The organism is Vagococcus sp. WN89Y (genome assembly GCF_052220145.1).
GTDB lineage: Bacteria > Pseudomonadota > Gammaproteobacteria > Enterobacterales > Enterobacteriaceae > Kosakonia.
Genome location: NZ_JBQPOM010000068.1, coordinates 43,834 through 59,110, shown reverse-complemented (window position 1 = coordinate 59,110; position 15,277 = coordinate 43,834). Strand labels below are relative to the sequence as shown.

At 44.9% G+C, this 15,277-nt stretch carries 5 protein-coding genes; all 5 read right to left on the bottom strand.

Annotation, left to right across the window (positions count from 1 at the left end; genetic code table 11):
• Positions 1-76: 76 nt before the first annotated feature.
• The 5 genes from ACTU3N_RS19830 to ACTU3N_RS19810 all read right to left on the bottom strand — a co-directional run bounded on the left by ACTU3N_RS19830 (position 77) and on the right by ACTU3N_RS19810 (position 15,066).
• A complete protein-coding gene (locus tag ACTU3N_RS19830; protein WP_443087855.1) occupies positions 77-5,830 on the bottom strand; it encodes a hypothetical protein in 5,754 nt (1,917 codons plus the stop codon).
• A gap of 388 nt (positions 5,831-6,218) precedes the next feature.
• Complete coding sequence (gene lldD / locus ACTU3N_RS19825; protein WP_443087854.1) at positions 6,219-7,406, bottom strand: FMN-dependent L-lactate dehydrogenase LldD; 1,188 nt, start codon at positions 7,404-7,406, stop codon at positions 6,219-6,221.
• On the bottom strand, positions 7,403-8,179 hold the full coding sequence (lldR, locus tag ACTU3N_RS19820) for a transcriptional regulator LldR (RefSeq protein ID WP_443087853.1): 777 nt from the start codon (positions 8,177-8,179) through the stop codon (positions 7,403-7,405). Before lldR ends, lldD begins: the two co-directional genes overlap by 4 nt.
• Positions 8,176-9,831, bottom strand: coding sequence for an L-lactate permease (gene lldP, locus ACTU3N_RS19815; RefSeq protein ID WP_443087852.1), 1,656 nt, complete (start codon positions 9,829-9,831; stop codon positions 8,176-8,178). The genes lldR and lldP overlap by 4 nt, the downstream gene beginning before the upstream one ends.
• Positions 9,832-10,128: 297 nt before the next feature.
• Entirely contained in the window at positions 10,129-15,066 is a 4,938-nt protein-coding gene (locus ACTU3N_RS19810) for a hypothetical protein (protein ID WP_443087851.1), read from the bottom strand.
• Between the last annotated feature and the right edge of the window lie 211 nt (positions 15,067-15,277).

Here is a 15,277-nt window from a genome sequence, read left to right as displayed (position 1 = left end):
GTGCCGCTTATCCATGCGTTCCCCATATGCGGAGAAAATCATTCATCGTTGTCGGCGGGCCAACAAACGAGGCTTTTTATTCATCCACGCTATGTCGTCTTGCGGAAGCCTTGAGAAAGTGTGTTTCCGCACCATTAAAGATATTTTTTATCGTCGTGATTTTTTTTGCTTCTTCCGGGTTCACTTCAGTTAGCGTGACTGCCACCCTTTGCGCCCGGTAGATATTGGCGTTTTTATAGCCTGCTTCTGTCGAAACCGGGACGGAAATCGCCAGGCTTTTAACTTTGAACAGGCTACCCGGGGGATAGAGGTATTCATTATTCGTATTTACAGGAGCGTTCAGCAGAGGAGGCAAAGATAATGCCCGGGTGCTATTTTCAATTTTGTATAACACAATACTGGTGATATTTCCCCCGGGATTTCTGAGATCAGTAATTTCTGAAAGAGCATATCGGTCGTCGGGGCAAGCACTCATAAACGCTTTCGCCGTGGAGACATAATCGTTTACATCCAGTTCATCATTAAGCCATGGATTCTTTTCGCCTTTTGAATAATGGACAATGCGGAGAAAATCACCGGATGCAGCAGGGAGTTTTCCACTACGAACTACTGTGAGAATATTATCGTAAGTTATTTTTTCGTCAGGAGTTAAGCGGATGCTATTGATAATTTTTTTATTTATTTTTGGTTTTGTTGTTATATTGTTTACAGTGTGATGCTGGTCGGCAAATTCTGTCCATAAAGATAAGGCTTTCTTTTCCTGAGGAGACAAAGTGGCGATAGTCTTTTTCAGGTTCTTTTTGGCTTCTGGACTTTTACTTTTTGTCCATTGATTATATTCCGGGAAAAGTAAAGCTGCGTTATTGGTATTACCATAAATTTGCAGATCCATGCTCACACCACTTATTTTTTTTCTTTTTATCGCCCGAAGGGTTTGTTTATTATTTTTATTTCCTGATTCTGGAGAGGTAAGATGGATTAAACCGTTTGTTGTTGCATCCAGTAAAAAAGTGAGAAAAACAAGCATGTCGGTATCATCATTACCTGCAAGAAAACTGTTTTCCCGTGTATCTCGTTTAGAACGGAATAATGTGTCAACGCTACGCTGGGCATCAATATCATTAGCAATTAGCGCAAGAACTTCTGCGTCTGAATAGAATATATTGGCGGACAGCATTGGATCCTTTTTAATTGATCTGATGACTGAAGCATAATCCAGGCTGACATGAACATTCTGGTAGTTGACTACATTTTGCATAAATTTAAGAAAGTCACTGCTTCTCCAGATTGGTGCAGCTGTACCTGGTGTGGCTGCTGTCATCAATGCACGCATAAAATTTTCCCGGGCAAAGAGTGCAGTATAATAGGTTTCAGGTGTGGGAATGGAATGAGTAAAAAGATCGGAGGTTAGGGACGTTAAATGGGTTACTTCATGAATTATACTCTGATGAATTTTAAATTCCGAGGAAGACGTTAATGAGGCCCGAACACCTTCAGCTTCAGGCGAGTTACCGATAAATTGGTCGGCAAAGATTACTATGCGCGCTTCAGGATCAAGTTTATGCGTGCAGGCCTTGGGTAATTTACGGAGAGCTTCATTGCTGAGTAAAGAAATATATTGTTGACGAGCATCACGCACTTGAAAAAGCTCTGTGGAAACAATTACGAAATTACTGTAATCAATCTTTTTTGCGGCATCCATAAAAACACGTGCGCGGTTAAATACTTTCGATATTTTGGTAAATGCTTCGGTAACAATGTTTTTGTCATGGGTTGGAGTTAATTTCATGAGATATTTTCCGATGTCGGTCTTCATGATGTTTTCTGGCGAAATATTGCTTAATATATTATCGACATTGGTCAGTTTTCTCAGGCTTTCTTCGCAGTGGTTTCGAATTATTCTTTGCATCCATGAAATCTCAGGCGGTACATCCCCACCTAACCCTGCATAAGCTCGCCAGTTAGCGGGTGATAAATATTTGTTTATATGTTCCTCTGTGTTTTTTGTAATTATACTGGTGTCAGCTGTGACCTGTATTGGAATTTCAGGTATAAATTTTTCCAGTTTCTGAAGCGTTGAATACTTTAAAAATGATGGTGGCGGTATCAGCGGGGCAGTAACGACCTCTCTCACTCTATCCCAATAGCCGCGATTAACCGGTAAAGCGGGGAGGGTATTATAAGCAGGCAAGACTACAATCGGTATTTTTACGCCATTAAAGAGATTTTTGATTGTACTAATTTGTGCTGCCTCGGTCGCATCAACCTCAGTAAGGATCACGCCTATACGGTTTGCCTTATACGAGATTTCGTTATGGCCAATATTTTCAGGAGAAATCGGTTGAGATATTGTAATTGATTTTATTTTTAATACTGTATTAGGCGGGTAGAGAAAATCATTCTCAAACATTGGAAAAGAGAACGAGGACGAAATTAATGGAAAAGTATTTTTTGCGTTTTCGATCTTATAAAAAATAAAGCTTGCTATATCTGCGCTGATCGTATGGGCTTCTTTTATAGCGGCAAGCGCAAAAGTGGGTTCAGCAGAAAGGCTCATGATCACCGGATGATTGGTAACATAATCATTAATTGCTAACTCACCATTTAACCAGGGATTAGGGGCGCCAGCCCTATAATGGCTAACATGCAGATAGTCTCCTTGAATGCCTGGTATTTTCTTGCTCTCTATCGCGCTAATCAGATTGTCATACGTTAGCTTTTCATAAGGGGTGAACGGTAAACCTCTAATTAATTTTTTATTTAATTCGATGCTGATATTGTCAACCATTTCACTTGTGCCGTCCCGATGAATCAACGTCGGATTACCTGGCGTTATCCATGCCATTAATGCCGCCACTTCTTCAGGTAATAATGTTGAAAGTGCAAGTTCATATTTTTTTATATCCATCGGTGCAGCGAGAAGCGTAATCTCATTTATTTCAGGGTAGAGCAATGTTTCACTGCCGGGCTCGCCGTATGTCCTTATCTGCACCGGAATGTTATTGATAAGGCTGTCTCTGAATACCGGTAGAGCATCAGGATTTGTATAAGATGGGCCAGCAACCTGCCTGTCGGCTGGCCAGTTTTTTTTAATAGCGCCTTTCCCACCCAGCCCCTCCGTTTGCAAAGATTTGAATCGCTTCTTCGCAGAATACGGTGCTGGTTCAAGCATACCCTGACTATTGATAAAATATTTCCTGCCGAAGAGTTCCCCCGATTCACTATTAAATTGTACCCAGATTTGCTTACCGCTTTGTTTTCCGATAGCCGCGAGGTCTACTTCTCTGTTATGCCTTTTGCTAAATAGCGTTTGAGTTGAATACTTTTTTATATCCATCTGGGGAACAGGTCTTCGGATAAGCTTTTTTAATGATTTTGCCAGGTCGGTAAGGCCTCGCCCTTTTTCTTGTAGGTGCGAAATAGCCTTCTCCAGTGCTTTTGTTCCTTTCAACATCCCCTGAGTTAATAACTCGACGCCGGGGTCAATGCCGCGTAAAAAAATGACGCCCATCCTCTGCATCACAGAAGGCGATATGGTCACGGAAATGTCAGGGAATTGCTTAATATAGATTTGCCCTGCCTGCTTTAACATAGTTTTTAACGTAGCCTGGCGGGCGCTCCATGTCAGGGCCAGTGTCGTACTCTTTGCCAGTGCGGTACCGAATCGAAAACCGGTTTTGACCGTGATACCAGCAAGGGGTAAGAGGCTTACTATATCCATCATGCAGGCAGTTGTTGCTGCTTCGCTATCACCGTTAATCGCTTCGGAAATACATGTATAAAATGGAATCAGGCTTAAAATAAAGTCTCGTAGATGTTCATCTGGCGTTTTCTGATAACCTTGCTGTTCAAGAGCACGTCGTAACCGGGAACTGTGTAGCGTAGCGAGTTTATCTATTAATTTTGCGGGCGCTTCCTCTTTACTCTTTAATTGCCTGTCAAAAGTCATCTTCAGGTCATAATCCGTTATCCCTCCCGGCGGAATATCATCAAGAAGCCAGAACATATCTTCTCTTAATGTGTTGGCATGAAAGATCGAATACTCCCCACTAGCTTGTGTTTGCAGAATATAAATACGCTCTTCGCCATCATTTATACATTGCAGAAGGTCATACTGATCGGGAATAGGGTATTCCAGCGCACCTGAATGATCTATGCCCATTTTTACTGATTTACTGAGCGGAACACCGTGAATCGCTTTTTCAGCAGTAAACTTTGCCGTGACTCTATTGATTGAAGCGTTTGCAATAAATGCCTGGCTTGCCTGGCTTAATGCATTGAATGCCTGAGGCAGAACAATGCTGTCTGCTTCTCTCGCGACCTTTTCAATTTTCTGATTTTGTAGATCGAATACCTCATCAATGTTGGGAATGTTTATACTTGCCCCATTGGGGTAATGGTAAATTGTCGCGCTATGCTGATTCATATATGAATTTAATAATGTTAGCGGGATGTTCTTTTCAGAAAGAATTTCCTGGGCAAGTTCTCGCCGGGATTTCCAGTTTTTAACTAAGTCAGATAACTGGGCGATGGGGTTATGCTTATTGGCCCATTTAGCGATATGTTCGAAATAACGTGTAATAATCTGCGGCATGTTTTGGTGGATAAGCTCATGCCTGGCCACAAGGCTTTCCTCGGTGCTGGCATAATGAATAAGTGCGGGCAGAAAGAAGAAATCGACATATTCCTGAGGGATAATCCCCTGGCGAATTAATATATCGAGCGTTATACCAATTTCTGCCAGATCGTTAATATTAAGTGTGCGAAATTCAGATCCCGCATAATTTAATAACCTTGCTCCGGCGTGTATCAACCCCCATTGAGTTTTGCTGATGTCCATTTTTGCCAGCTCTGCTTGTGCTTCCAGGGATGGTTGTAGCATAAAGGTCGGTAACAGGTTTATCAGAATATGATTTTGATAAAATTTTCGTGAAGTGGATGAAAGCGTTTCGCCCCCGGAAAAAGCATTGAGTTTATTGGTAAATGCACGTTGTAGGTTTTCATGATGGTATAAATAGTTTTCCTGATTTTTTATTTGCTGAATTTGTTTAAGTAACCACTCTTCAAGACTTGCACCCAAAATAACGTGATGAAAATATTCAGCGATAACAGCCCACTTACGTGAGTCTGTGAGTATTTCGTGTTCCTCTGCACCATAGCTGTTCGAGGCTAAAAGTAATAATCTGGCAATTTCTGTTGTGTTGTCGATTATATTTTCTGCCATATAACGAGCAATACAGTTCAGGCGTTCGAATTTATGATTACTGTCTGGTTTTAAGTTGTTTTCAAGCAACCATGTATCCAGGATTTTGTTTTGTTTTTCAGTTAATGTTTCAGGTTCACTTCTTTTGCTTATGCGATCCGTCGGAGAAAGGGGCGGCGCACTATTTTTCACTGGCTCCGCTAAAAGCGTTACGCTGCGATGATGACGTAGCGCTTTTGGGGTTTTGATAATGTTCTGATTGTGCGCAGGTTGGCTCTGACTTAACAGAGCCGGTAACGCTATGTTATCAACGAAATGCGAATATGTGTCTCTTACCTTATGTTGAGAATCTATATCTAAGCTATTTTGCGTCTCTGGCGTTTTAGTTAATTCTGATGAAGTGACAGACTCTGGTCCAGGTCGGATAGTGCTTAATAAAGTCACAAGATTTAAGAGCGAATAGGCTAAATCTTGTTGGCTGGCATTTTGGCTATTACGGCCTGGGTATTTTGCAAGTTCTGTAATGCGGTCTTGCTGTTGTCTTGCATCACCGGCTGCCCGATCCTGCCTTGCCAGGAATTCCCCGGTTACGCGCCGAACGTGCTGAGGGTGAGAAATAGTTTTCATATAAAATCCTTTTTAATTAGTGCGATGAATATCCATTCTCTCTTAACCTTTTTACGGATGATAATTATAGGGGCGATTCAGGATGTACTTGTTTTGAAAACGCTAAAATATAAAGACTACAGTGCATTATTTTTGGATATTGTATTTTTGTTTAACTTAATAAAAGATTATCGCTATTCACTATGCAGGTATTCTGACAGGCATGAGACCCGGATAATATGATGGAGCTAAAGGAGGGAGGCGAGCGGTTATTAACACTAAAATTAAAAGAGAAATAATATTATGCGATAAAAGTTAGCATGAGAATATTTATTACTTTTTTTACGATGCTATCTAAAGCAGGGGTTTATAACGAGGCCCATCTCTGAGCCTCGCAAGGTCGCTGTGTTCAGGCCGCATCACCCTTTGATAACGGTGCCAGCCCGGCAGGCAGCTGGTTAAGTTCCTGTACCAGCGAATCTTTACTGATTTCACTAATCGAGCTGGCACTGGTCAGGGTCATGGCTACTCGCATCTCTTTTTCGATCAGATCCAGCAAGTTTGCGACGCCTTTACGACCATGTGTGGCCAGCGCGTAGAGATAGGCACGGCCCAGCAGCACCGTATCTGCGCCCAGCGCAAGCATACGCACGACATCAAGACCGTTGCGGATCCCGCTGTCGGCCAGAATAGCGATATCACCTTTGACCGCGTCAGCGATTGCAGGTAGCGCGCGGGCGGAGGAGAGCACGCCGTCGAGCTGGCGACCGCCGTGGTTAGACACCACGATACCGTCAGCGCCAAAACGCACCGCGTCCCGCGCATCTTGTGGGTCAAGAATTCCCTTAATCACCATCGGGCCATCCCAGAATTCCCGAATCCACTCCAGATCTTTCCAGCTAATTGAGGGGTCAAAGTTTTTTGCCAGCCAGCCAATATAATCTTCCAGGCCCGTGGGTTTACCCAGGTAGGCAGAAATATTGCCCAAATCGTGCGGGCGACCATTAACACCAACATCCCAGGCCCACTGCGGGTGCAGCGCCGATTGTAAGTAACGACGCATCGCGGCGTTCGGACCGCTCATCCCCGAATGCGCATCGCGGTAACGCGCGCCAGGCGTCGGCATATCCACGGTGAACACTAATGTTGAACAGCCCGCCGCTTTCGCGCGCTCCAGCGCATTACGCATAAATCCACGATCGCGCAGAACGTATAATTGAAACCACATCGGTCGCTTGATGGTCGGCGCTACCTCTTCGATAGGACAGACGGACACGGTCGACAGGGTAAATGGGATGCCTTTGGCATCTGCTGCGCCAGCCGCCTGAACTTCGCCGCGCCGTGCATACATCCCGCACAAGCCGACCGGTGCCAGCGCCACAGGCATAGCCAGTTTTTCGTTAAATAGGGTAGTTTCGAGGCTGAGATTAGACATATCTTTCAGCACGCGCTGGCGCAGCGCTACCTGCGATAAATCCTCTACGTTACGGCGCAAGGTATATTCGGCGTAGGCGCCGCCATCAATATAATGAAAGAGGAACGGGGGCAAAATGCGCTTTGCCGCTGCGCGGTAGTCGCTGGCCTGGGAAATAATCATACTTTTTTCTCCCTGATTTGAGTGTGCTGCTCATCAGGCAAACGGGTAATACGCGCCTGACGGGCCTGATCTTCATCGAACTGGCGAATAGTGGTGTGGACAAAAGCAAGGTGCGCCATCATTGCCTGGCGTGCGCCGTCGACATCACCGGCGAAGATGGCGTTCATGACTGCCCGATGCTGTTCGGTGAGCTGTGAAAAAACGGGGGGGACGAGGTACATGCGCTGGCGGCTCTGTTTGACCGAAGATTGCAGCAGATCGAAAAAACCGCGCATCGTTTGCAGCAGTACCACGTTATGTGAGGCTTCGGCGATGGCCAGATGGAAACGGACATCCGCCTGCGAAGCAAGGTCCGGGTCGTCGGACTGAGAAGCGTCAAAACACAGCGCAATTTTCTCTTTATCGGCGTCGGTCGCGCGCATTGCCGCGTGCCAGGCGGTACTGGCTTCAATCGCGTGGCGAGCTTCCAGAATATCAAAACTGTAATCGGGGTCGTTATGCAGCAGCGTTTTTAATGGCTCGACAATGTTCTGCTCCGACCATTTGTCATGCTGCCAGCGCACAAAAGTGCCACCGCCACGGCGGCTCAACAACACCCCTTCACTCACCAGCCTGGAGAGGGCTTCCCGTAGTGAATTACGCGAAACACCAAGCTGCACCGCGAGCTGGCGTTCGGCGGGCAATTTCATGCCCGCTTCCAGCTGCTGTTCGCTAATCAACGCCCGCACACGATCGGCAACGTCGTCTGCCAGGCGTCTGGGTAATACTTTCATGGAATCATCCAGGTAAAGACATAAGCCTGAAGTGTCGTAATCACCCCGACCATACAGGTGAAAATCAGGCTGTGTTTAACGGTAAAGCGGAACAGGTCTGACTCCTTGCCGACCAGTCCGACCGCTGCGCAGGCAATAGCGATTGACTGAGGAGAGATCATTTTTCCCGTTACCCCACCGGTAGTATTGGCGGCGACCATCAGCACATCCGACACGCCAATCTGTTGCGCAGCGGTCGCTTGCAGTGCGGCAAAAAGTGCGTTTGAGGAGGTATCAGACCCGGTAAGGAACACCCCAAGCCAGCCAAGAAACGGCGAGAAAAAGGTAAATGCCTGGCCAGTATGTGCCAGCGCTAATGCCAGAGTGGAGGACAACCCGGAGTAGTTAGAGATAAAGGCAAAGGATAACACCATGCCGATGGAGTAAATAGGCAGCGCCAGGTCCCGCAGCGTACTGGTGAAGGTTTTGACTGCCTCCTTTGGCTTCATCCGCAGCCAGAAAACAGACAAGATCGCCGCAAAGAAGATGGCGGTGCCGGTGGCAGAGAACCAGTCGAATTTATATACCGCAGCGTAAGGTGTCGCTGAGCTAACCACCGGCGGCATGCGTTCAACCAGTTTATCAAGATGCGGTACAGAGATATTCACGACCCAGTCATACAGCGCGCCGCCCGGCGCAAATAGCGCTTTGAACGGCGGTACGCTCCATATCGTAACGGTTGCAGTCAGGAACAAAAACGGTGACCAGGCTCGCAGGATCTGACCTGCGCTGTATTTAGTGCGTTGCAGATTAAGGTCAACCTGAGAGGCACCCATATCGGCGAAGCGAAAGATGCGCACCGGCTGCCAGCGCTTGAGGAACAGCGTCAGACAGACCAGCGAAACCAGGGATGAGATGATATCCGGCAGTTCGGGGCCAATATAATTCGAACTCAAATATTGCGCGATGGCAAAGGAGCCACCGGCAACCATCACCGCAGGCCACGTCTCTTTTACGCCTCGCCAGCCATCCATGATGGCCATTATCCAGAACAGCACAATAATCGTCATAAAGGGAAGCTGGCGACCGACCATCTGGCCGATTTCAAAACTGTCCAGACCGGTGACCTGACCGGCAACCAGAATAGGGATGCCCATTGCGCCAAAGGCCACCGGCGCGGTATTCACAATAAGGCAAAGACCTGCTGCGTAGAGCGGGTTAAAACCGAGGCCAACCAGCAGCGCAGCGGTGATAGCAACCGGGGCACCGAATCCGGCGGCACCTTCCAGAAACGAACCGAATGAGAAGCCGACAATAATTAATTGCAGGCGCTGGTCGGGAGTAATCGAGAGAATAGAAGAGCGGATAATGTCAAACTGCCCGGTTTTCACGGAGATTTTATACACAAAGACTGCCGCGATAATTATCCAGGCAATCGGCCACAGACCATAAAAGAAGCCGTAAATTACCGACGCCAGCGCATTATCCAGCGGCATATCGTAAAACAGCAACGCGACGCCAAGGGCAATGGCAACAGTCCAGCTGGCCGCAACATAACCTTTCAGCTTGAGCTTGATGAGCGCAAAAAAGAAAAACAGGATCGGTAGCGATGCGATCAGGCTTGAAAGCCAGAGGTTTCCGGCCGGATCGTAATTCTGTTGCCAGAGATTCATGCAGGTCTCCTGAGAACCCTTCAAAACAAGGGACGCGGCAAGTCTGGGCTTATCTCTGCGTCACATGTTTTGTAAAAGTGGTCCTGCCAGTATAGTGGTGTAGGGTTTATGAAAATAAATGGTTGCTCAAATGTTGCGGCATGGCAATGTTTCTGTGACTGAATGAGGCGTAATTGTGAACCAGTGAACGTAACCGCGCCCAATTGGTAGGGCCAATTGGGCGCGGCTGCATGAAGCGCCAGCTGCAGGTTATATAACGCTCCCCCTGGCACAGGAACGGAGTTGCTGCGATACCTTTTATTTAAGGACTTCGTTTTCCCCGGTGAAAATATTCTTTGCCATCACCACTGTTTTTGCTTGTTCTTCATCGACTTCGGTTAATACAACACCCACTCTGGTGGGTAAATACATCTCTTTATTCGCGTATAAAGCCTCTGAGGAGACCGGGGTGGCATAAACCAGGCTTTTCACTTTAAACAAGGCATCGGGCGGGTAGATAAAATCATCCTTTAAAGGCGATTTTGCTGGTACAACAGAGAGTAAAGGCAGCGCGTTGGTAGCATTTTCTATTTTGAAAAATAGTAAGCTGTCGATGCGGTTATCAATATTGGCAGAATCAACAATGGTTGGCAGTAGCTGAGAGGGATCGGAAGACACGCTCATAAAGGCGGGTGACATCGTCAGGTAATCACCTATCTCTATAGCATCTTCCAGCCACGGATTATGCTTGCCATTTATATAACAACTGGCGCGAACATAGTTGCCGGGAGCCGGGGGAATTTTTTTACTGCTTATTGCTGACATAATATTTTGTATTATTTTCAGCTCTTTACGGTTGAGAGTGGCACCTTTGATAAGTTTTTTATTTATTGCAGGATAAATGCCGCCAGGCAGACCAGGCGTATCATCGTTATAATTTGCAGTGTGATGTAATCCTTTGGCTGCCCATATTTTTAATGCTTTTTTCTGCTGAGGCAAAAGTGTTGAAAAGGCTTTCTTATATTTTTTGGCGTTAAGCGGTTTATTGGCAGGTATGACTTCATTTATCTCCGGAAACAGTAAGTTTTCGTCTTCTGTATTACCATAAATTTGAACCTCCATTGTTACACCGTTTATTTTTATATTTTTTATTTTCTGGGGTGGTTGGTAGTTTTCTTCCGGAATAGTGAGTGGATCATCTTGTTTAATTATGCCATCCATCACCTGCGCAAGAAGAAGCGTTATAAATTTATCAGAGATATCCAAAACCTCGGTGATATCAGTATCGCTCTCTGACGATTCTGAGGCATTAGACACTTCTCTTTTTTTCATGTATATGGCATTAAACTGGCGTTTATCAACCAGTGCAGTAATGGTTCTGGAAACAACATCAGCATCCGATAGCATTAAGTTCGCAAACAACATCTTATCGGACATAATCGCCCGGACCATTGATGCTTCGGTAATTGGCGTTGTAATTCCCTGATATGCTTTCAAGTTGTTGAAGAAAAGATAAATATCATTACCATCAAATATACTCGGCAGCCTGTCACCCATCTCTTTAAAATAGAGCCTCTTGATAAACGATGTACGAAGATCCATACCATTTAATTTTTGTCTTTTGGTCGCGACATACACTTTAAATATGTCGAGCGTACCCGCAGCAGAATGCGATAGCTCATGATTAAATGTTTCCGCCATTGTCAGCTTTGTTTTTGAACTGACCGAGAGATTATTTTTATCTAAAACGTCGTGTTGGCCAAGAAATGAATCGACATAAATCATTATGCGCCCTTCGGCATCCGGAATGGATGTTGCGCCAAAAGGCATATGATAAATTTCTTCATCGGAAAGAACAGACATATATTTATTAGGATCATATGGGGATTTTATCAAGTCGGTTGAAATGGTAATAATATTACTGAAGTCAACTTCCTCAGATGCTTTTAATAGTTTTTTGCATTTTAAAATTGTTTGCGTTAATCTCCTGGAGGCTTCTGCTATCACCTCAACCCGGTCGGTACCTAACATCCCGGAAAGGTATTTACCGACACGATGATCCATTATTGAAGAGTAATTAATCGACGTCATAAGCTGATGCGCTTTTTCCAGCGTCCGTTTACTTTTATATAGATTAGTACGAACTTTTTGCTGCGCCCAGGCGATGGCGGGAGGAACATTAAGAGCAAAACCTGCGTATGCACGCCAGGGATGGGGCCCCAGTACTTCATTATTAAAATGCATAAATAATTGGTTGACGTATTCTGGCTCAATAGTAAACAGCGGATGGACCGGGATAAAATGACTAAGTCTTTGTATCTGGGTATTAACTATACCCGGTCGTGCCACGGGATATTGTATGTCTGACACTTTCCGCACTCTGTTGAATTTTTCGCTATTACCGGCGACAGGGGGAAGACGATTGTAGGCAGGTAGGGCGAGCTGAGTACCTGACATATCGCGCGATCCCGATGCTTGTGGCTCACCCGGGTTCATCAGCTTTAAACCCAGTTTTGCTGAAAGTATTTTCAGGCGTTCTAACTCTTCTGATAGTGGTGATTGTATTGGCCCAAGCTTTCCTTCCGGATCAAGCCGATACTTCTGCTCAAAAAATTCCCCGGTTTCACGATTTAATTGCACCCACAGGGGCTTCCCATCAACTGTTCCAATATTCACTACGTCCAGCAATTTGTCGTTTTGTGAGCTAGAAATGGACGATGCTTGATATGACTGAATTTTAGTTTCCGGGAGGGGAATTTTATCAAGCGAAGGTGCTAATAAAGCAAGGCTTTTATCTTTTTTTGAAGCCCTGGCGATGGCTTTAAGCGCAGTAACACCTTTTATTCCGGCCCTGCTTAATAATTCAACGCCAGGATCGACACTGCGTAAAAACGCGACACCTAAGTTTCGCATCACCTGCGGCGATATTTCTTTGGCAATTAAGGGGAACTGGCTTACTAGCTTGTTGCCACTCTGGCGTATCATCGCGTTAAGAGTCGCTTCCCGCAGGCCATACGTCAGCGCCCCAATTGTTGCACTACTCAGTGCTGCACCGAAACGAAAAGTTGTTCTTGCCGCTAAACCTGCTACTGGTACTAAACCAAGAATATCCATTAAACAAGAGGGAAGTGCCTTGTCGACATTGCCTTTTATACTTTCTGAAATACAGGTGTAGAATGGTATCAGGCCAAGAAAAAAATCACCGACTTTCTCCTTCGTTGTTTTCTCATAGCCTCTCTTATCCAGATCAGAACGTAATTTTTTACTGTGCAGGTTAGCGAGTGCATCAATAATAACCGTTGGCAATTCGTTTCGCTCTTTCAGCGTTATAGGTGAGGTGATTTTTAATTTATAATCTTTATCAACAGTCGGAGTGAACCCGTCATCCAGTAAATTTAAAATTGCATCGCGTTTTCTGTCCACGCGCTCAAGAATATATTCGCCACTGCGAATTGTTTTAAGTGCATAAATTTTTTCTGTCTTGCCATTTGTACAGCGCAGGAGATCGATACGGTCCGGGACATGGTAAACCAGCGCGCCTGCGGCATCGATCCCTCGCCTTGCGGAAGGGGGCAGAGGAACGTTGCGAATTTCATCTCTGGCATCAAATGCGGCGGTAACCCGTTCAACTTTGGCTTTTTGAATAAATAGTTGATCTTCATTGCTAAGAGAGTCAAAGACCAGGGGAAGCAGGAGTTTATCTGCTTTATTTGTCGTTATCTCTATCTTTTCATTTTGGTTATAAAAAACATTATCAATATTCGGCAGAGGGATCCGTTCATAACCCTCTTTTACGGGTAATTTTATTTCGTTATGGCTATTCAGGTAGTGAGTTAATAATTCTTCTGATATCCCATTTCGGGTCAGCATGTCACTGGCGAGTTCACTTCGGGTTTTCCACGCACTGACTAAATCAGGAAGTAAAGCAAACGGGTTATTACTTTTTACCCAGTCGGTGGTGTTATCAAAAAAATATTTAAATATCTGCGTTAATTTATCTGTGTCATAGAGAATATCTTCCGTAGTGGATTGATGATAATTAATATAATCAAATAGTGCAGGAATTTTAAAAAACTCAATATATTCCTGAGGTACTGCTCCCTGGTGTAATAAGACATCCAGCGTGATACCGATTTCTTCGAGTTGCTTGAGAGGAAGCGATATAAATTCGGTATCGCTGCTACTGAGTAACATGGCGCCTGCATGAATGAATGCCCATCGGGGATCGTTGACCATCATCTTTTCCAGATCTTCCCTGTCCTGGCTGTCCGGGGTAAGCATTAAGGTGGGCAGAATTTTCTTTAAAGATGCGTTCTGATAAAAAATACGCGCTTGCGCTGACAACATTTCAGGTTTTGAGCTGTCGTTTAACAGGCGAGTTAATCGATGCTGCAGGTTACCGTGGTTGTATAATGCGTTATCTTTCTGGCGCATTAAATGCGCCTGCTGCAAACACCAGCTATCAAGGGATTTGCCGAGTATAGCTTTGTTCAAATATTCTACAATGATGGCGCGCTTTTGGCCTTTAGAGAGATACTCTTCCTTATTTTCACCATAACTCGCAGAGGCTGATAATAAAATCCTTGCGACTTTATCAATATTCTCTTCTTCGTTTTCTTTTATATATTCGACCAGGTTGTTTACTCGCTCAAACGATGAGCGTATGGCAAAAGTCTGGCGATGTGTATCCAGAAATTTATCCAGTAGATGATTTTGCACTCGATGAAGAATATCTGATATTTCCGGTGCTGAATATTTATTATTGGGTGCTGGCGTAAGTGTTGATGATGTAACCGACGAGAGTGCAGGAGATAAAGCTATACTTCTGCGAGCGCGGGATAAAGACTGTGAATTAGCTTCAGGTAAACTCAGACTATTTTTCTGCTGCTTGTCCAGTACCGGTTTGGGAAGTTCTGATAATAACGTATAGGGCGTAACGGATTTGATTTGTGCGCCGATTGAATTTCCCGCTTCGGCAGCATTTAATAATGCAGGATTAACAGGAGGAGCGGAATTTAAACGCTGAAGCGGGAGAGAGTTGTGGTCTGGCTGGAGGACACTCAGCAAGGCTATTATGTTCAGAGTGGCATTAGCCAGATCTTGCCTCGCTGCATTTCCCTGATGACGCCCGGGATACGCAGCGAGCATTTTGATTCTTTCATCTTGTTGGGTTTGATTTAAATCTGCTTCATCTTGTTTGTTGAGAAACTCACCGGTTGAACGACGGAATTGTTGGGCTAAAGGTAAAGATTTCATGTGGCATCCTTTTATTATTGGTACAGAAAATCCGTTTCTGCAAAGTATCCGCTGCAATATAGTACATTCACTGACCGTGAAATTATATGGCTGCGTTTTTATGAGGGCATTTTAAGAAAAAATTAATATGTAGAGTGTCGGTAAGAATATTAAGTGTAATGAATAAAAAAGATAGATTAAAAAGAAAGGGGGGAATACTCCTGATCCATCT